This window comes from Rhizobium sp. YTUHZ045 (genome assembly GCF_051124255.1).
Classification (GTDB): Bacteria; Pseudomonadota; Alphaproteobacteria; order Rhizobiales; family Rhizobiaceae; genus Rhizobium.
In genome coordinates this window covers 4,061,149-4,078,308 of the sequence record NZ_CP101432.1, presented here as the reverse complement: position 1 = coordinate 4,078,308, position 17,160 = coordinate 4,061,149, and the positions used below count along the sequence as shown (strand labels likewise).

Genomic DNA, 17,160 nt, shown 5'->3' with positions numbered 1-17,160 from the left:
ACAGAGCGGCCGAAAATCCGATCTGACGTCCGAAATGAAGAATATTGCCGCCGGGGCTGCTTGTGCGGTCGGTGTACAGTTTCCGTATCGCGGCGTAAAGTGCGGCAAATTCCTCGATTTTCCGATTCGATGACCGACTCAGCCGTAAAAACACCTGTTCCCGTCCTGCGAATCAGCTTCCCGAATGAGCACCGCCTCGGTCACGGCAAGATGGAGCTGCTGGAGCATATCCGCGCGACCGGGTCGATCTCGGCGGCCGGGCGGGCGATGAACATGTCCTATCGCCGCGCGTGGCTGCTCGTCAGCGAGATGAACCGGATGTTCTCAGAACAGGTGGTGGAGCCGCAGCGCGGCGGCCAGAAGGGCGGCGGCGCGGCATTGACGCCGTTCGGCGAAGAATTGCTAGCGCGGTTTCGCCGAATGGAACAGACGGTGCGGGAGAGCCTTGCCGAGGATCTCGCCTGGCTCGAAGCCAAGCGTAACCTGCTGCTTGGCGAGCACGATTGATCAGCTTTCCAGGGCAACCGTCTTGATGATGGCGAAGACGGTCTTGCCGGGCCGGAGATCGAGGCGCTCGCAGGAAAGCGCGGTGATGCGCGAGAGAACGGTATCGCCGTCACAATCGAGCCGGATTTCGACCGTTCCGTCATCGTCCGGCGCCATGTCTTCGATTTTGCCTTCAAGAATGTTCAGCGCGCTCAGGCCCTCGGGCCTTGCGGTCGCCAGCATGACATCTCGGGAAGGAATGCGGATGCGTACCGGTCTGCCTGAGGCAAGGGCGGTGCCGGGAATATGCAGCCGGTTGGATTTCAGAGCGACGATCGACAGGCGGTGGCGCGCATCGAAGCTCTCGACCGTGCCTTCGAGCAGCGCCCCCACCTCTTTCCGGTCGGAAGCCGCAGAGGGATGGCTCAATATGTCGACTGCGGGACCTGTCGCCTCGACCTTGCCCTCGTGCATGACGATGACTTGGCTTGCCAGCCGCGCCACCTCGGCGATCGCATGGCTGACATAGACGATCGGGATTTCGGTCTCATCGCGCAACCGCTCGAGATAGGGCAGGATATCCGCCTTGCGCGCCTCGTCGAGGGCAGCAAGCGGCTCGTCCATCAGGAGCAGGCGCGGCGAGGAGAGGAGGGCACGGCCGATCGCGACCCGCTGCTTTTCACCGCCGGAAAGTTTTGCAGGGCTGCGTTCCAACAGCGGCTCGATGCCGAGCAGGTCGATGATATGATCGAAGCTCTCGCGGTGTGCCGCCTTGGGGGCAAACCAGCGGCCGTAGGAAAGATTGGCGCGGACGCTCAGATGCGGGAACAGCCGCGCCTCCTGGAAGACATAACCGAAACGGCGGCGGTGTTTCGGGACGAAGATGCCAGCTGTCGTTTCGGTGAGGCGCTCGCCGTCAAGCACGACGCGGCCCTCATCCGGCCGGGCGAGACCGGCAATGATGCGCATCAGTGAGGTCTTGCCGGAGCCGGAGCGGCCGAACAATGCGGTCACACCGCCTTCGGAGGTGAAGGCGGCGTCGAGTGTGAAGGCACCGAGCCTTTGTTTTGCCTCGACGATCAGCGTCATTCCGGATCGATCCTCCGGCCGGCGAGACGAGCGAGGAATTCGGAGGCGAGCAGGGCGGCCATGGATATGACGATGGCGACGAGCGTCAGCCGCAGCGCACCGGCATCACCGCCCGGCACCTGGGTGAAGGTGTAGATCGCTGCCGGCAGCGTCTGCGTCTCGCCGGGAATGTTGGAGACGAAGGTGATCGTCGCGCCGAATTCCCCCATCGCCTTGGCGAAGGAGAGGATCATGCCGGCGATGATGCCGGGGAGCGTCAGCGGCAGCGTGATCGTCAGGAAAATCCAGACAGGGCCGGCGCCGAGCGTTCCGGCCGCCTCCTCCAGCTTGCGGTCGACTGCTTCGATCGAAAGGCGGATGCTGCGCACCATCAGCGGAAAGGCCATGACGGCACAGGCGAGTGCGGCGCCCGTCCAGCGGAAGGAGAAGACGATGCCGAAATGCTGGTCGAGCAGACTGCCGATCGGGCCGCGGCGGCCGAAGAGGATCAGGAGAAGGAAACCGGTGACGACGGGCGGCAGGATCAGCGGCAGGTGAACGATGCCGTTCAGCACCGACTTGCCCCAGAAGCGGCCGCGGGCCAAGAGCAGGGCAACGAGAATGCCGAAGGGCAGGCTCGCCAGCATCGCGACGATCGAGACGCGCAGGCTGAGCAGGATCGCCGTCCATTCCTCATTGCTCAGGCCGAATATGTTCAACTGCAGTCGTCTCCCTGGAAAATCCGGCATCATCCGACGCCTGCCCCTCATCCGCCTGCCGGCACCTTCTCCCCGCTTGCGGGGCGAAGGGGAATGGCCGCAACCTCTCCGTCCCTCGCTAACGTCTCGCAGGGCACGTCCCCTCTCCCCGCGAGCGGGGAGAGGGTTAGGGTGAGGGGCGACCATCCGCGCGAAGTGGGCAGCCGGAGTAGTAGGTCAGCAGCCTTGACTGACGCTAAGCTGTCGCCCCTGATTCCGCAATCGCCTCAGTTTCTCAATCACTTCAGGATAGTGAAGCCCTGCGCCGTGAAGAAGACGGACGCCTTGTCCGATTTCAGGAAGTCGAGATAGGCCCTTGCATCCGGGTTCTTGCTCTTAGCAAGGATCGCGACCGGATAGATGATCGGTGGGTGGGAGTCGGCCGGGAAGGTGCCGACGATCGCGACACCCTTGTCGGCCGCCGCGTCGGTCTGGTAGACGATGCCGTAAGGCGCTTCGCCGCGGGAGACAAGGACGAGGGCTGCGCGTACGCTTTCGGCGCCGGCGACCTTGCTTTCGACCGATGTCCAGACGCCGAGTTTTTCCAGCGCAGCCATGCCGTATTTGCCCGCGGGAACCGATTTCGGCTCACCCATGGCAAGCCTGCCGTCACCAAGCAAAGCGGCGAGATCGAAACCCTGTTTGATCTCGACCGGCTTTGCCTTGTCCTTTTCGGCCACGAGCACGATCCGGTTTCCGAGCAGGTTCGAGCGGGTGTCGGCTTTGATCAGCTTCTTATCCGCGAGGTAGTCCATCCAGTCGAGATCGGCTGAGATGAAGATGTCGGCCGGCGCGGCGTTTTCGATCTGCTTGGCAAGAGCCCCGCTCGCCGCATAGGAGGCGACGGCTTCCTTGCCGCTCTCCTGGGTCCAAGCGGCATTGGCGGCGTCGAGCGCATTTTTGAGACTTGCCGCGGCAAACACGGTCAGCTTCTCAGCGGCTCCGGTTGGCGCCGGCAGCGCCGCGCATATGCAGAGAGCCGCGATCGCGGCGGTTGCCAGCTTCATCCATTGGCGGCGGTTCTGCATGCATTCAGTCCCCAGGTATCGAAATGTTTCTACGAATATAACGATACTCATAGTTTGGCTAGGGGATATGTCCATGAAAATATAACCCTACCGGCGGCCGGGCTTATCTCTTCATGGCGGGCTTGCTTTTGAGAGGTTGGTCCGTAGGCGCGCAATGAGCGGGGATGGCGATTGCCAAATCAGCGGACCCGCAGGGGGGAAAGAGTTGTTTTGCAGAGCTTGCCGATTAATGCGGCAGCATTCGACGCCTCGTGAGCGCAGTATTGCGTCGGTTGCATTGCTGCATTGCACAAAATGATATTCACCTTGCCGCGGAATATGGTACAACACAGTCATCGAAACGGCTTTCTCCTCCTCCCATAGCCGTTCGACAGGATCGGCAACACTCCTCCTCCCAGTTGTCGATCGAGTTTATAAGCCCGACGGATCTCCTCCCCCGTCGGGCTTTCTCGTTTCCGGGATTTTTTCTAAAATCAACTATCTGACCGTGCCCGGCAAAGCGCCATTGCGGATTGCCGTCGAGCTCAGGCCGGAGCGCGGGCCGTGGATGAAGGTCCAGGCCGGCGCCCGCTTCTTCCAGAGAACGCGCGCATCGTCCTCGTCGACGCGGGCGAAATCGAAGCTCCGCGTCATTTTCGAAGAGAGATAGGAGAGCGTCGCGCCCGGCCGGTCGATCACCGCGATCGGAAAGGTGCGGGCGATCTCCTGCCATTTCTGCCATTTGTGAAAGGTCTGCAGGCTGTCGGCGCCCATGATCCAAATGAAATGCACATGCGGATTGCGGGCCTTGACGCGGGCCAGCGTATTGGCTGTGTAGCTGACGCCGAGCGCCTGCTCGAAAGCGGTGACCTTGATGCGCGGATCGGCGGCGACACGCTCGCTTTCGGCAATTCGTTCGGCGAGCGGCGCGAGAAGATTGCGGCTTTTCAGCGGATTGCCGGGGGTCACCATCCACCAGAGCTGGTCGAGACCGAGCCGCTTGATGGCGATTTCGGCGACGAGCGCATGGCCCTCATGCGGCGGATTGAACGACCCGCCGAACAGGCCGACGATCATGCCGCGCTCGCTGTGCGGCATGCGGAGATAACGTCGGTCCAGCTCTTCCGTCGTCACGTCAGGGTCGGGTCTGTCCGGCACCGCGCACCCGGTATTTGAAGGAGGTCAGCTGTTCGACGCCGACGGGGCCGCGGGCATGCATCTTGCCGGTGGCGATGCCGATTTCCGCGCCCATGCCGAACTCGCCGCCATCGGCGAACTGTGTAGAAGCGTTGTGCAGCAGGATCGCCGAATCGACTTCGGTGAAAAAACGCTCGACGACACCGGGGTCTTCGGCGATGACGGCCTCGGTATGGCTGGACGAATATTTCTGGATATGGGCGATGGCGCCCGATATGCCGTCGACGACGGCGACCGAGATGATCGCGTCGAGATATTCGGTCGACCAGTCCTCCTCCGTCGCGGGCTTCAGGCCGGGCGCAACCTTCAGCACCGCCGCCGAAGCGCGGATCTCGCAGCCGGCGTCCGTCAGCACCTCGAGCAGTGGCGTCAGATGCGTGCCGATTGCCGCGATATCGACGAGCAGAGTCTCGGCAGCGCCGCAGATGCCGGTGCGGCGCATCTTGGCATTGACGACGATCTTCTTCGCCATCTCAAGATCGGCCGATGCATCGACATAGATGTGGCAAAGGCCTTCGAGATGGGCAAAGACCGGCACCCGGGCCTCGGTCTGCACGCGGGCAACCAGGCTCTTGCCGCCGCGCGGCACGATGACGTCGATTGCGCCGTCGAGGCCACGCAGCATGGCGCCGACGGCGGCTCGATCGGTAACAGGGACAAGTTGGATAGCGTGCTCTGGAAGTCCCGCGGCCTTCAATCCTTCAACCATGCAGGCATGGATAGCCTGCGATGAACGACGCGAATCCGAGCCGCAGCGCAGGATGACCGCATTGCCCGCTTTCAGGCAGAGCGCCCCGGCATCGGCGGTGACGTTCGGCCGGCTTTCGAAGATCACCCCGATGACGCCGAGCGGCGTGCGGACGCGCTCGATCTTCAGGCCGTTCGGCCGGTCCCAGGCGGCGATGACTTCGCCAACCGGATCGGCAAGGGCGGCGATGGCGCGGATTCCCTCGGCCATCTCGGCAATGCGCTTTTCGTTCAGCGTCAACCGGTCGACGAAGGAGGCAAGCGTTTCGCTGCCTTCGATATCCTTCAGGTCCTTGGCGTTTTCGGCCAGGATATGCGCCCTGCTCGCCAGGATCGCGTCGGCCATGGCGTTCAGGGCCTTGTTCTTCGCCTCGGTGGACGCAAAGCCTAGCGGTCGCGCGGCAGCCTTCGCCTTGCGGCCGATGTCGTTCATCAGCGCATCAATGTCAGGCCCCGGCGCAACGTTATCAAGCATAGCTCGCGTCCTTCTTCTGCCTTTCCGATTTCGGTCTGATCTGGGTGGTCATCACCATGTCGTCGCGATGGACCATGGCGGCGCGCCCGGCATAACCGAGAATGGCCGCGATCTCGGCCGACTTGCGGCCGGCGATGCGGCGGGCGTCCTCGGCATCGTAGCTTGCCAACCCGCGGGCGATCTCGCGACCGGCCGGTCCGATGATCGCTACCGTGTCGCCACGGCTGAAGAGGCCGGAAACGCTGCGCACGCCGGCGGGAAGCAAGCTCTTGCCGGCGCCGAGCGCGGTGACGGCGCCCTCGTCGACATGCAGTTCGCCTGCCGGCTGCAGCTGCCCGGCGATCCAGGTCTTGCGGGCGGTGACTGGCGTTCCGGAAGGAGCGAACCAGGAGGAGCGCGCGCCGTTTTCGATCGCCGACAGAGGGCTGTCGGTCTTGCCCGACGCGATGATCATGGCGCAGCCCGACGTGGTGGCGATCTTGCCGGCATCGATCTTGGTGCGCATGCCGCCACGCGAGAGCTCGGAAGCGGCCCCTCCGGCCATCGCCTCGATTTCCGGGGTGATTTCGCCGATCGTCTCGAGGAAGGCCGCATTCGGATCGAGATGCGGCGGCGCGGTGTAGAGGCCGTCAATATCGGAAAGGAGGATGAGCAGGTCGGCGCCGGTCATCGTCGCCACACGGGCGGCAAGCCGGTCGTTGTCGCCATAGCGGATCTCGCTGGTCGCGACCGTATCGTTCTCGTTGATGATCGGCACGGCGCCGATCTTCAGGAGCTGATTGATGGTGGCGCGTGCGTTGAGATAGCGGCGGCGCTCCTCGGTATCGCCGAGCGTCAGCAGGATCTGGCCGGCGACGATTTCGTCGCGCGACAGGCTCTCCGACCAGGCGCGCGCCAAGGCGATCTGGCCGACGGCGGCGGCGGCCTGGCTTTCCTCTAGCTTCAGCGCGCCCGAGGGTAGGTTGAGCACCGAGCGGCCGAGTGCGATTGCCCCTGATGAAACGACGAGCACGTCGATCCCCTTGGCCTTCAGGCCTGCAATATCGGCGCACATCGCATCGAGCCAGGCCTTCTTCAGCCCGGCCTTACGATCGACCAGCAGGGCCGAGCCGATCTTGATGACGATGCGGCGGTAGCGGCCAAGCGGTTTACGGCTGGTCATCGGCCGCATCCTCGTCCGTGCCTTCTTCGCTGACGATCATGTCGCGATGCCGGAGCTTCGGCACCTTGGCTGGCTTTTCATCGGCATTCTCTTCGACGATGATATCGCGCAGCGCGCGCAGAACCTCTGTCATGCCCCTGCCGGTGACAGCGGAGATCTGGAACGGCGTCTTGCCGCAGGCCTTCGCCAGCTCCTTCGTCTTCTTCTTCAGTTCGGCCTCGTCAAGCACGTCGATCTGCGACAGCGCCACGATCTCGGGCTTGTCGGTCAGCTCATTGCCATAGGCTTCGAGCTCGTGTTTGACCGTCTTATAGGCCTTACCAACCTTTTCCTCCTGGGCGGAGACAAGATGGAGCAGCACGCGGGTGCGCTCGACATGGCCGAGGAAACGGTCGCCGATGCCGACACCTTCATGGGCGCCTTCGATCAGGCCGGGAATATCGGCAAGAATGAACTCCCGCTCGTCAACCGTGGCAACGCCGAGATTGGGATGCAGCGTGGTAAAGGGGTAGTTGGCGATCTTCGGCCGGGCGCGGGTAACGGATGCGAGGAAAGTCGACTTGCCGGCATTGGGCAGGCCGACAAGGCCGGCATCGGCAATCAGCTTCAGCCGCAGCCAGATGGTTTTTTCCTCGCCTGGCAGGCCGGGATTGGCCCAGTCAGGGGCCTGGTTGACCGAGGTTTTGAAATGGGCGTTGCCGAAGCCGCCATTGCCGCCATGGGCGAGGCAGTAACGCTGGCCTTCCTCGGTCAGGTCGCAGATCATTGTTTCCCGGTCTTCCTCGAAGATCTGGGTTCCCACGGGGACCTTCAACGTCACGTCGCTGCCGTTGGCGCCGGTGCGGTTGCGGCCCATGCCGTGGGTGCCGATCGTCGCTTTGAAATGCTGCTGGTAGCGGAAATCGATCAGCGTGTTGAGGCCGTTGACGGCCTCCACCCAGACATCGCCGCCGCGTCCGCCGTCACCGCCATCGGGGCCGCCGAACTCGATGAATTTCTCGCGCCGGAAGGAAACGCTGCCCGCGCCGCCATCTCCGGATCGGATATAGACCTTTGCTTCGTCGAGAAATTTCATTTTTACTTCCAAATATTCCGTGGCAGTTGGACGGCCCGTCTTGGCCCATTCGATATAGGCGGTTCCGACGGAGGTCAAAGATTATCGTGAATTTTGTCAGCTATAACATACAGTACGGCTTCGGTCTCGACGGCCGATACGATCTGGCGCGGATCGCCCGCAGCCTCGAAGGCGCCGATGTCATCGCGCTGCAAGAAGTGACCCGCGGCTTTTCCCGCAACGGTTTTGCCGACATGGTGGCTGATATCGCAGCCTTCTTTCCTGACCATTTCTGGGCGTATGGGCCGGCCTGCGACATCCATATCGACGCGGGTGAAGGCGGCTTGCTGCCGGTGCGCGGCACGCGTTTTCAGTTCGGCAATATGGTGCTGTCGCGCTGGCCGATCCTGTCGACGCGGACGCTGCTTCTGCCACGCAGCCGGACGATCGCCAAGATCAACCTGCAGCGCGGCGCAACCGAGGCGCTGATCGCCATTCCGGGCGGAGCGATCCGCGTCTACTCCGTGCATCTCGACCATGTCTCCGCCGACGAGCGCATCCGCCAGCTGCAATTCTTGAACGGGCAAGTCAACGCATTCGTCCAGGAGGGCGGATCGCTGACGGGCGGTGGCGAGCTTGATCTGCCGGAGCTGCCGCTGCCCGACGACTATATGATCATGGGCGATTTCAACATGGAGCCGGAATCGCCGGAATATTGTGCGCTTGCCGGCGCCGGCGGCGGATATTACGGCCGTGTTGCCAGGATCGGCATGCCGATGGACGCTTTTGCGGCGCTTAACGCTTACACGCCGGACAGCTACAGCTGGATGGATCCTGATGATCACGGCAAACGCATGCATCTTGACTATTGCTTCGTCAGTTGCGGCCTGGAGAGCCGGTTGAAATCCGCCCGGATCGATACACAATCCCTCGGTTCCGATCATTTCCCTGTCTGGGTCGAGATCGGCGATTGACGAAGACGCCGCCGAGCCGGCGGCGTCTTCTTTTCCACTTCTTTCAGAGCATGTTCGGCACCATGCTCTGTTATGCGACCTTGCGCGGCTGCAACGCGCCCGGCTGCAGCACGGTTTCGATATGCGACACCATGGTGTTGCGGGCGAAACAATAGATTTCGCCGCAACCGGTCATGCGGAAACCGAGCTTCTCCTGCAGTCGCAGTGAAGCCGGGTTGTCTGCGAAGACACCGGAATGAACAGGCGTCTCCGGCATGCGGCGCGAAAAGCGTTCGATGATCGCTGCCACCGCCTCGCTCATATAGCCGCGTCGCCAGTAGTAACGGTTCAGCCAGTAGCCGAGATGCCAGCGGCCGTGGCGCAGTTCGATCGAGACGGCGCCGATATGGACATCGTCATTGCCGGTGATGGCGAGCGACCAGTCCGGCAGCGTGCCTGACGTGACCGGCATCAGCCAATCCAGCGCATCCTGCCGGTCGAAGGGCGCGGGGACGCGGGAAAGCATGCGCGTCACCGCGAAATCGGCAAGCGATTCCGCGATGGCGGGCGCATCGCTCAGCCGGTGGGGGCGGAGCGTCAGCCGGGCAGTCGGGATGACCGGCGCGGGGCCGGGCATCATCGGCTTGGTGTCCGGCCTTTGCAGTGCCGTCGTGCTCATGCGATGTTCCCCCAGCTTCGGAGCGACATCCAGGTCTTGCGGTCGAGCCTGTACCATTCGACAGGCACGTTGCTGCCGAGCGCCAGCGAGGCCGCAAGCCCCGATCCCTGGAACTGGAAGCCGCACTTCTGGATGACGCGGCGCGAGGCGACGTTCATCACCCGGCAGCGGGCGTCGATCTGATCGACGTCCTGACGGGTTCTGAACACCATATCGACGAGGGCATGGCAGGCCTCGGTGGTGTAGCCCTGGTTCCAATAGGGCTCACCCAGCCAGTAACCGATCTCGACGGTCCTGCCGTCGCTGTGCGGTTCCACGCCGCAGCACCCCATGAAGGCGCCGTTTTCGGCTTTGGTGATGGCATAGACGCACTTGCCAATCTCGCCATTTCGCGAACGCCAAACAAAGTCGGCGGCATCATTGGCGGTATAGGGGTGCGGCATACGCGATACCATGGTGGCGACTTTGGCGTTGTTGGCGAGATGGGCAAGGGCGTCGATGTCTTCTTCATGGGGCGCGCGAATGACGAGCCTTTCCGATAACAAGACAGGGCAATCGGTCCTTAACCGCTCCGGCCTCAGCCGTTCCTTGGAAGACCGCTGGTCTTCCCGGGAAGACCGTGATTGGTCTACCCTTATCAATTCGCCTTGCATGTTCAGTCCTCCTGTTTGGACAAAGAAAAAGGGGAGATGGCGCCCCATCTCCCCTGTTTTCTGGACTGAACCTGGTACGGCCAGCCGGGTCGATGAGACGCCGGCTGTTTTTGAGCGCTACCGGCTTATTCCGCTGCTTCCGCTTTCGGCATGACAGACACGTAGACGCGACCGTTGGCCTTCGTTCGGTAGTCCACATTGCCGGCGGTAAGTGCAAAGATCGTGTGATCCTTGCCGAGGCCGACGTTGGAACCGGGATGCCACTGCGTACCGCGCTGACGCACGATGATGTTGCCTGCGATGACGGCTTCGCCGCCGAACTTCTTCACGCCAAGGCGCTTGGATTCGGAATCGCGACCGTTGCGCGAGGAACCGCCAGCTTTTTTATGTGCCATTGGAGTTCTCCTTTAAACCTGAAACCCGTTGATCTTACTTGGCAGCCACGATGTCCGTGATACGGACGACCGTGTGATGCTGGCGATGGCCGCGCGAACGCTTCGAATTCTGACGACGGCGCTTCTTGAAGGCGATGACCTTCTTGCCGCGGGTCTGGTCGACGACTTCCGCCTTGACGGAGGCGCCGGCTACGAAGGGCGCACCGATCGCCGCGTCGGCGCCTTCGCCGATCACGAGGACTTCGGTGAATTCAATGGAGTCGCCAGCGGATGCTTCAAGCTTCTCGATGGTCAGCACGTCGTTGGCTGCCACACGGTACTGCTTACCGCCGGTCTTGATGACTGCGAACATTTTTTATCCTTTCATGTTCGTTCCGGCGCTCCCCGCTATTTCCGCAGGTGGCCGTCTTTTTATCAGTCGAAGTTAAGCAGGGATTTCAGGGAACTAGCCCGGAACTCTGGTCTGCCGGTGAAACCCCGCGCGAGCGCGAGGCGGGCAAGGGGCGGACTACTCCACTCCTATTGCGGATGCGGGATACGCGAGTGACAGAAAGGTGTCAAGGCAAAAGGATGGAAAAGCTTGAGATTTCGGCTTGCCAACCTGTCATCTGCCCGTTATGAGAACGCCCGCGCCGAACAAGCGCCGACCAAGACCGCGGAGAGGTGGCAGAGTGGTCGAATGCACCGCACTCGAAATGCGGCATACCTGCAAGGGTATCGTGGGTTCAAATCCCACCCTCTCCGCCATCCTGGATCTTGGTCTATAACGCTCCCCCGCGAACTCGCACCTGTCTCGAGTCTTGATTCCGTGCTCCAAATTGATGAGGGCCACACTCTCGGCACGGGCGAAGATCTTCTCATATAGGGTCTGCGCACCGAACGTGCCCCAACATGTAGTAGGGAACTTGACATTCATCACAAAAAGAGTCCATCCGGGCGAGTCGCCCTTTACAGTCGATCGGCAAATCACATATAACGACCACATAATCCCGTATGGCTAGCCCAGCGGACCCCACGGATTCAGGTTCGTGGGGTTTATTATTTTAGCGGCATGTATTTAACTGTCGTAATGATTCGATCTTCCTTTTTCATTGATGGGTTTAATCTCTATCACGCAATAAAGCGTCTCAATGAGCCCCATTTGAAATGGGTTGATCTGATGCGCCTTATGCATCGGCAGATATCACCGAAAACAGAGACAGTTCATGCGGTGTATTATTTCTCCGCCTATGCTCACTGGCTGCCTGGTCAGAGAAGCCGGCATGAACAGTATGTTGCAGCCCTAAACACAAGCGGCGTTCAAGTAGTTCTTGGCCAATTTAAGGACAAGCACAAGCATTGCCATGACTGCGGGACAACTTGGATTCAGCACGAAGAAAAAGAAACAGACGTAAATGTCGCTCTCTACGTTCTAAACGAGGCTTACCGAGACACCTACGACCGCGCTTACATCGTCTCACGTGACAGCGATTTAAAGCCAGCGGTTGAAATGGTGAAAATGCAGTTTCCTGAAAAGCAAATATTCATAGTTGCTCCTCCTAACCTCGGACATTCTAATGACTTGATCCAGGTGGCAGACGGAAAGCAGAAGATAAAAAAGCAGCAGATCGAGCAAAGCTTATTTCCGCCGGCGGTCAAAGATGCATTCGGCAATGTGGTTGCAAACCGCCCGGCAGAATACGATCCGCCAGACGATACGAATGCTGGCACTTAGACGATTGCCAAGGGGTGGACATGGATCTGGTGCTAGACGCATCTCCGGCAGTATGCGTCGACGACCATCGGTATGTTTTTGATGGCCGCCTCCCTCCCACCTTTAGAAGGGCGTCGGAAGTTGTTGCGCCCAAGCGATCGCTGCGTCAGCCGCCGCGTGCAAGGCATGGATGATCTCAGTGCGATGGGTTGACAGGTAGGTTGCCGCATTGTCGAGAACATCAGCCCCATGATTGCCGATGAAGGTTGAAATGCTTTCGCCCGCCACAAATGCGATTCCCATTGCGAACATACGGGCCAGGCTGCGGAACATGGACGCCTTCTGGACAACCACTTCCGGATCGGGAGTCAAAGCATTCGCCTCCTGGCGCGCTTCGGCTATCACATCCAACACTTGTTGCTGCTGATCGCCGCTGAGTGGTGGATCTCGCTCTAGCAGCTCGGGGGGATTATTGTGCAATCGGTGCGCTCGATCGCTCTCCCCCCGCACCAACGCCTCTAGTTGGTCGAACCGGGCAAGCATTTCGCGCCGCAGCGCATCCGCCTGCTCGGGTGTGGTAGCCACCTCCGTAGGATTGGCGAAATCATTCTGAAAAGATTCAGGCTGGAAGGCTGCGATATCCTCGTTGTAGTCCTCGTCCTCGCCTGGATCATTCAGATCATCGTTCTCCGGTGGCGGATCGTCACCAATGTGCTTTGGCGCCCAGTCAACGAGTCCGCCTTTTTGCACCTCATCTACTGCAGCCCGGATCAGCTCCTCGTTCGCGACGTCACCGAAGTGGCTAAAAAGCTCCTCCGACGCATCGTAAGGGCCGCCCCAGATATATTGATACCCACCTTCGGCCGAAACGTGTGGCGTCTTTTCCGCAGGATCTTCGAAGTTGTCGAAGAACCACTCGACCATTGACTCGATCTTTCTTGCTCTGGACAGGCGCCTAAACTGGGAGGGCGTAAGTTCTTCACCTTCCAGGTAATATTGCGGTGCTCTGGCCATTCCGTCTCCGAAGGCTAAATAAGTTGCGTTGATTTTGCGTACACTTAGTGCGCGAGCGATGAAACAGAGGTGCTGAAATTTAGTAACGTGCGCACCGTTGTCCGAATAGGTAAATCATCCTTGGCTTCCCAATAACGACATCCTATGCGTGATCTTCAGCATCGACTGGACACATGGCAACGATCGGGAAGCTTACAGACCGCCAGGGATGATCCGGATATGAATCTCAACGCAGGGTGATCGCACTCTTTTCAGCAATTCCAAAATCGAACGGGATTTTGAACGTGCTTGAGCTCGGGGGTCGTTATCCGCTTTCCTCTCGCACCAACGTAGAAATCCCATATCTCTTTCGGTGCCTCCCTCCCGACAAAGCCGAACCTATTTGCCTCAGAACCGTCGGCATAAAGAATGTCCGGAAAGTTGTCGGTAGTCGCGGCCATCCACCTCTCGGCCTTGAACGCTCCGACAACCACACCGCGAACAACAGCGAGCACATACTGAGCATTCTCAGCGCGTGACCTTGAAATTCTCCAGCAATAGCGAACGAGATTGTATATTGCTCGACGATCGAATCTATTATCAAGCTTGTTGATGTTGATCAGCACAAGGCGATGCTCAGGGTTCGAAGGAAATGCCGGCAGGCTATACTTGTCCACGATCTCGGCATGGTTCATGGGACCGCGGTCGCTGCTGGCGTGGCCACCCTGGATGTTGGTGAGGCCTGGATAGGCATCGATCAATGCAGCTTCGACTTCAAAGATCGCTGCCTCAGGTATCTCATGACGATGGATGACGTGAAGCACCGCAAGCCCAGCGTTCTTTATCGCCCGGATGCGATCAAGCTTTGATCCAAGTGTTTGGCTGTCGTCATCTGTTAAGTCTGCGACGCCAGCGGCATGATCGAATACTCGATTGTTACGACCTTTACCGACGTAAAACGTCTCGCCGTTCCGCGGATCGATGAGGCGATAGACATAGTTGCCAAGCCGCTCGCATACTTCTTCAGAAAATCGCACGGCCGCCCCTTAGTTCAAGCTGATGATCTTCGCGGGCGAGAAGTTCTGAAACTTCTTGAACCCGCTGACCATTCCCTTGCCTGGCATAGGTGTGCCAACCGACCCTTTCAGCCAGCACTGCTTCTTCGCATAGTTATAGGAGAATGCCATGCAGCGATTGTCGTCAACGCAGGCGAGGCGACAGTCGAGCGGCGTCTTGGCGGTGCTATGAGGGCGTGGGGAGAGATCGCCGCCTCGAAAGTCAACGTCGTGAAAGAGTGCGCTCTGCGGGTCGATCGTTCCAAGAGCAAATGTGGGCGGGTCGGCGTCCGCCCCGCTGAGGAATCGGCCTGAAAAGGCGACGCTATTTCCATCTGCCCGGCCCGCACTGGATTTGAGGAAGCAGTTCGGCCCTTTTTTGATCTTTGGGTTGGCGTTGAAAGTGAACGCCTTGCATTGACCGTTCATCACCAGACAACTCTGAGCACATTCCGCAGCGTCGCTTGCGCGGATAGAAGAAATGTCGTCGCCGAAGAGATCCAGGCCGGTATAGACGGCGATTCGGTTTGGGCGCTTCGTGAATTCTTCGATCGTTGAGAGTTTCGCTTGTGTCTGCGGCGTCGGCGTTGTGCTTACCGTTGTTTCTGTCGAGCGCGGCTGCTCCGGTGTCACCGGCTGCGCAGTTGATTCCGTTGTGCTCGTCGCGTTTGGGGCCGGCGGAGATGTATCTGGTGCTGCCGACGTGCCCGCTGCAGAGGGCTTGGACCCATCGCCACTGCGGTTGAGTTTATACCGCTCAATCTCTTCTGGAGTGAAGACGTGCATGTCATTCGGCGGTGTCTTGAACATGACGCTCAACACGTCCACGGGAGTGTCGAAGCGGTTGAGCACGTCAATGATGTCCGAAATCGTGAGCTGCGCTCCCACAAGATCCGAGGTATCAGACGAGATCTGGTGCACGCCGAGCTTGCCGTCGACCTTCCGCTCGACACCCGCAAGAAACATATAAGCACATGCGGATAGGCATGCGCTGTCTTTCGGGATGTAGGTCGCGAGCTTTCGCTCATGAATGTCGTCTGCCATCAGCAGACCCATCTGCACGGCGCCGCCTGAGCTGTTCAAGGTAACAAGTTTAGCGCCGGGCGCTGCATGAAGAGCCCGCCGGAAGTTGAGCGCTGAGCCGACGTCGATATAGCCGTTCATCACAATGACATCTGGCTTGGCGTCATCCACGACAAACGGACCAAAGGCCTTCTCAGACGCGGCGGCAGGGCTGACAATTGTCATTCCGCATAGCGCAGCGCTCACCGCGGCAGATCGAAGCAACTTACGCATGAACAAGCTCCCAGCCCGAGATTATCAAACTACATCCGCCTGAAGCTGACAAGGTTGTTGGAGGCTCAACACTGCATATTCTGGATTGCGGTTAATCGACCGCCTTTGGGCCGGGATAATCCTTGGCTCCTTCCACGGGCATTCTACTCGTGATCTTCACCGTCGATGGAGATCATATGGGGATGATCAGAAAGCTCTGATGTCGCTAGCAAGCCCAGGGCGTCATGGTGGTGGGCTGTGAGCGCCGAGAAGTCGTTCGGCGTGATCAGGCGCCTGACCTCGGGTGGGTAGCAATTTCCACCGCCGATGTAGTCTCGAAAGGTGGCGCGCGCCTGGGCGTTAGTCAGCACATAGAAGGTTGGCGTGAGAGTTCTGAGATCCAGCTCGATGAAGATGAAAAAGTCGGCGTTGCCCTTTGTGGTCATATTCACTGGCCAGCGGGTGATGTCCTGCGCTGGGCTTGTTCGGAATTGCCTGGTCTTCACCTCGATTGATTTGGCCACGCCATCGATAACTATGATGACGTCGTGACCGGGTGCGCCTTCGGGGCTGATGTATGCTGCGTGTCCGAGGCTGTTCAGCTTTGCTACGGTAAGCAGTTCGCCGAGTGTTCCGGCCTGTAGCCTCGAAAGTAGAGTTAGCACCACAACGCTCCTGCTGTTCCTGGATCAGACCGAATGCCATGCGCGAATTCTGCAGGCCCGACTGGCAGGGCGGCCGACAAAGCGGTCGGAAACCCGCCTCGTCGGCGGCATGCAATATGAATGATGAAATACCTTCAAAACGTCACCTATCCCTCAGGCCGGGCACTGTCCACGCCGACTTTACAAGCCTGGTTTTCAGCCGAGATCGGCTCGCCTCGATTTACCGGTCAAGGCCGGCGGTAGTTCGCCGCCAGCAACGCCGCCAATTCGGCGCGGCAGTCGCGGAGCGGGCCGACATCCTGATTTGCCTTTGCCATTGCCATGGCGCCGGAATAGGCGGCAATGACCAGCGTTGCGACTGCCCGGGGGTTGAGCCCGATGGCGCGTTTTTCCTCCAGATCGGCCGCAAACTTGGCGGACAGGGCTTCGTGCCAGTCTCCGAACACGGCACTGACAAGCGCCCGCATCTCTGCATCGTGTTGGGAAACTTCCATTGCTATATTGTTGAGCGGGCAACCGGAGACCCGGTCCTTTTGCGTCAGTTCACCGATGATGGCTTCAAAAGTCAGGTCTATGGCAGTTGGCGCATCCGCGCATGTGCGCAGCGGTTCGATCCATGTCTGCCGAACGGCAGCGGCGACGCGATCTCGGATGACCGCAAGACCGAGATCGCGCTTTCCAGGAAAATGATGTGCCAATGCGCCGCCGGATACGGAAGCCCGCTCTCGCAGTTCCAGCATGCCGGTTGCGAGATAACCCTGCGTGACAAAGGCATCGTAGGCGGCATCGATGATCCTGCGGCGCACACCTTCGGGATCGTTGGTTCTCTTCTTTTCGATCATTGC

Annotated in this window: 19 protein-coding genes and 1 tRNA gene; 4 read left to right on the top strand and 16 right to left on the bottom strand. The window is 60.0% G+C overall.

From position 1 onward, the window contains the following. Nucleotides 1-129 precede the first annotated feature (129 nt). On the top strand, nucleotides 130-507 hold the full coding sequence (locus NMA58_RS20005) for a winged helix-turn-helix domain-containing protein (protein WP_430959741.1): 378 nt from the start codon (nucleotides 130-132) through the stop codon (nucleotides 505-507). Here NMA58_RS20005 and modC read toward each other — a convergent pair whose 3' ends face one another. The 7 genes from modC to obgE form a co-directional block, all read right to left on the bottom strand. Beyond that, nucleotides 508-1,575 carry a molybdenum ABC transporter ATP-binding protein gene (modC, locus tag NMA58_RS20000; protein ID WP_434711691.1) on the bottom strand — a complete coding sequence of 356 codons (1,068 nt, stop codon included), beginning with the start codon at nucleotides 1,573-1,575 and terminating at the stop codon, nucleotides 508-510. It abuts the gene before it with no gap. Continuing rightward, nucleotides 1,572-2,273: a molybdate ABC transporter permease subunit gene (gene modB, locus NMA58_RS19995; RefSeq protein WP_430959743.1), complete on the bottom strand. Its 702-nt coding sequence runs from the start codon at nucleotides 2,271-2,273 to the stop codon at nucleotides 1,572-1,574. The genes modC and modB overlap by 4 nt, the downstream gene beginning before the upstream one ends. Before the next feature lie 278 nt (nucleotides 2,274-2,551). Beyond that, complete coding sequence (gene modA, locus NMA58_RS19990; RefSeq protein WP_434711690.1) at nucleotides 2,552-3,340, bottom strand: molybdate ABC transporter substrate-binding protein; 789 nt, start codon at nucleotides 3,338-3,340, stop codon at nucleotides 2,552-2,554. 477 nt (nucleotides 3,341-3,817) lie between these two features. Beyond that, the gene (locus NMA58_RS19985) at nucleotides 3,818-4,417 is read right to left on the bottom strand and encodes a nicotinate-nucleotide adenylyltransferase (protein ID WP_430959750.1); all 600 of its coding nucleotides are present in this window, start codon (nucleotides 4,415-4,417) and stop codon (nucleotides 3,818-3,820) included. Between the two features lie 37 nt (nucleotides 4,418-4,454). Further along, entirely contained in the window at nucleotides 4,455-5,738 is a 1,284-nt protein-coding gene (locus tag NMA58_RS19980) for a glutamate-5-semialdehyde dehydrogenase (protein WP_434711689.1), read from the bottom strand. Further along, nucleotides 5,731-6,900, bottom strand: a complete 1,170-nt coding sequence (gene proB / locus NMA58_RS19975) for a glutamate 5-kinase (RefSeq protein WP_434711688.1) — start codon at nucleotides 6,898-6,900, stop codon at nucleotides 5,731-5,733. The genes NMA58_RS19980 and proB overlap by 8 nt, the downstream gene beginning before the upstream one ends. Next, nucleotides 6,887-7,975, bottom strand: coding sequence for a GTPase ObgE (gene obgE, locus NMA58_RS19970; protein ID WP_434711687.1), 1,089 nt, complete (start codon nucleotides 7,973-7,975; stop codon nucleotides 6,887-6,889). The genes proB and obgE overlap by 14 nt, the downstream gene beginning before the upstream one ends. Before the next feature lie 86 nt (nucleotides 7,976-8,061). On the opposite strand from obgE, the gene NMA58_RS19965 reads away from it, so the two are divergent. Continuing rightward, nucleotides 8,062-8,928 (top strand): endonuclease/exonuclease/phosphatase family protein, encoded by an 867-nt coding sequence (locus NMA58_RS19965; RefSeq protein ID WP_434711686.1) that lies wholly within the window; start codon nucleotides 8,062-8,064, stop codon nucleotides 8,926-8,928. Nucleotides 8,929-8,998: 70 nt separating this feature from the next. On the opposite strand, the gene NMA58_RS19960 is transcribed toward NMA58_RS19965, so the two are convergent. From NMA58_RS19960 to rplU, 4 genes are all read right to left on the bottom strand, one after another. After that, nucleotides 8,999-9,586 carry a GNAT family N-acetyltransferase gene (locus NMA58_RS19960; protein WP_221113827.1) on the bottom strand — a complete coding sequence of 196 codons (588 nt, stop codon included), beginning with the start codon at nucleotides 9,584-9,586 and terminating at the stop codon, nucleotides 8,999-9,001. Continuing rightward, nucleotides 9,583-10,239 carry a GNAT family N-acetyltransferase gene (locus tag NMA58_RS19955; RefSeq protein WP_434711685.1) on the bottom strand — a complete coding sequence of 219 codons (657 nt, stop codon included), beginning with the start codon at nucleotides 10,237-10,239 and terminating at the stop codon, nucleotides 9,583-9,585. Before NMA58_RS19955 ends, NMA58_RS19960 begins: the two co-directional genes overlap by 4 nt. Before the next feature lie 125 nt (nucleotides 10,240-10,364). Further along, nucleotides 10,365-10,634, bottom strand: a complete 270-nt coding sequence (gene rpmA, locus NMA58_RS19950) for a 50S ribosomal protein L27 (protein ID WP_004676172.1) — start codon at nucleotides 10,632-10,634, stop codon at nucleotides 10,365-10,367. Between the two features lie 34 nt (nucleotides 10,635-10,668). Further along, nucleotides 10,669-10,986, bottom strand: coding sequence for a 50S ribosomal protein L21 (gene rplU, locus NMA58_RS19945; RefSeq protein WP_007824851.1), 318 nt, complete (start codon nucleotides 10,984-10,986; stop codon nucleotides 10,669-10,671). Between the two features lie 305 nt (nucleotides 10,987-11,291). Between rplU and NMA58_RS19940 the strand changes: the two genes are divergently transcribed. Together NMA58_RS19940 and NMA58_RS19935 are read left to right on the top strand one after the other, a co-directional pair. After that, a tRNA-Ser gene (locus tag NMA58_RS19940) sits at nucleotides 11,292-11,381 on the top strand. 394 nt (nucleotides 11,382-11,775) lie between these two features. Continuing rightward, nucleotides 11,776-12,348, top strand: a complete 573-nt coding sequence (locus NMA58_RS19935) for an NYN domain-containing protein (protein ID WP_434711684.1) — start codon at nucleotides 11,776-11,778, stop codon at nucleotides 12,346-12,348. A 102-nt stretch (nucleotides 12,349-12,450) separates the two neighbouring features. On the opposite strand, the gene NMA58_RS19930 is transcribed toward NMA58_RS19935, so the two are convergent. The 5 genes from NMA58_RS19930 to NMA58_RS19910 form a co-directional block, all read right to left on the bottom strand. Then, nucleotides 12,451-13,341, bottom strand: coding sequence for a hypothetical protein (locus NMA58_RS19930; RefSeq protein WP_434711683.1), 891 nt, complete (start codon nucleotides 13,339-13,341; stop codon nucleotides 12,451-12,453). Nucleotides 13,342-13,592: 251 nt separating this feature from the next. Then, nucleotides 13,593-14,357, bottom strand: a complete 765-nt coding sequence (locus tag NMA58_RS19925) for an LEM-3-like GIY-YIG domain-containing protein (RefSeq protein WP_434711682.1) — start codon at nucleotides 14,355-14,357, stop codon at nucleotides 13,593-13,595. A 9-nt stretch (nucleotides 14,358-14,366) separates the two neighbouring features. Then, complete coding sequence (locus tag NMA58_RS19920; RefSeq protein ID WP_434711681.1) at nucleotides 14,367-15,671, bottom strand: PAN domain-containing protein; 1,305 nt, start codon at nucleotides 15,669-15,671, stop codon at nucleotides 14,367-14,369. A 143-nt stretch (nucleotides 15,672-15,814) separates the two neighbouring features. Continuing rightward, a complete protein-coding gene (locus NMA58_RS19915) occupies nucleotides 15,815-16,315 on the bottom strand; it encodes a hypothetical protein (protein WP_434711680.1) in 501 nt (166 codons plus the stop codon). Nucleotides 16,316-16,542: 227 nt separating this feature from the next. After that, the gene (locus NMA58_RS19910) at nucleotides 16,543-17,157 is read right to left on the bottom strand and encodes a TetR/AcrR family transcriptional regulator (protein ID WP_434711679.1); all 615 of its coding nucleotides are present in this window, start codon (nucleotides 17,155-17,157) and stop codon (nucleotides 16,543-16,545) included. Nucleotides 17,158-17,160 lie beyond the last annotated feature (3 nt).

Excerpts from the sequence above, each read along its gene's own strand:
- modA (WP_434711690.1), bottom strand. The coding sequence starts at position 3,340 with ATGCAGAACCGCCGCCAATGGATGAAGCTGGCAACCGCCGCGATCGCG.
- modC (WP_434711691.1), bottom strand. The coding sequence starts at position 1,575 with ATGACGCTGATCGTCGAGGCAAAACAAAGGCTCGGTGCCTTCACACTC.
- NMA58_RS19955 (WP_434711685.1), bottom strand. The coding sequence starts at position 10,239 with ATGCAAGGCGAATTGATAAGGGTAGACCAATCACGGTCTTCCCGGGAA.
- NMA58_RS19910 (WP_434711679.1), bottom strand. The coding sequence starts at position 17,157 with ATGATCGAAAAGAAGAGAACCAACGATCCCGAAGGTGTGCGCCGCAGG.
- NMA58_RS19960 (WP_221113827.1), bottom strand. The coding sequence starts at position 9,586 with ATGAGCACGACGGCACTGCAAAGGCCGGACACCAAGCCGATGATGCCC.
- proB (WP_434711688.1), bottom strand. The coding sequence starts at position 6,900 with ATGACCAGCCGTAAACCGCTTGGCCGCTACCGCCGCATCGTCATCAAG.
- obgE (WP_434711687.1), bottom strand. The coding sequence starts at position 7,975 with ATGAAATTTCTCGACGAAGCAAAGGTCTATATCCGATCCGGAGATGGC.
- rplU (WP_007824851.1), bottom strand. The coding sequence starts at position 10,986 with ATGTTCGCAGTCATCAAGACCGGCGGTAAGCAGTACCGTGTGGCAGCC.
- NMA58_RS20005 (WP_430959741.1), top strand. The coding sequence starts at position 130 with ATGACCGACTCAGCCGTAAAAACACCTGTTCCCGTCCTGCGAATCAGC.
- NMA58_RS19980 (WP_434711689.1), bottom strand. The coding sequence starts at position 5,738 with ATGCTTGATAACGTTGCGCCGGGGCCTGACATTGATGCGCTGATGAAC.
- NMA58_RS19930 (WP_434711683.1), bottom strand. The coding sequence starts at position 13,341 with ATGGCCAGAGCACCGCAATATTACCTGGAAGGTGAAGAACTTACGCCC.
- rpmA (WP_004676172.1), bottom strand. The coding sequence starts at position 10,634 with ATGGCACATAAAAAAGCTGGCGGTTCCTCGCGCAACGGTCGCGATTCC.
- NMA58_RS19920 (WP_434711681.1), bottom strand. The coding sequence starts at position 15,671 with ATGCGTAAGTTGCTTCGATCTGCCGCGGTGAGCGCTGCGCTATGCGGA.
- NMA58_RS19985 (WP_430959750.1), bottom strand. The coding sequence starts at position 4,417 with ATGCCGCACAGCGAGCGCGGCATGATCGTCGGCCTGTTCGGCGGGTCG.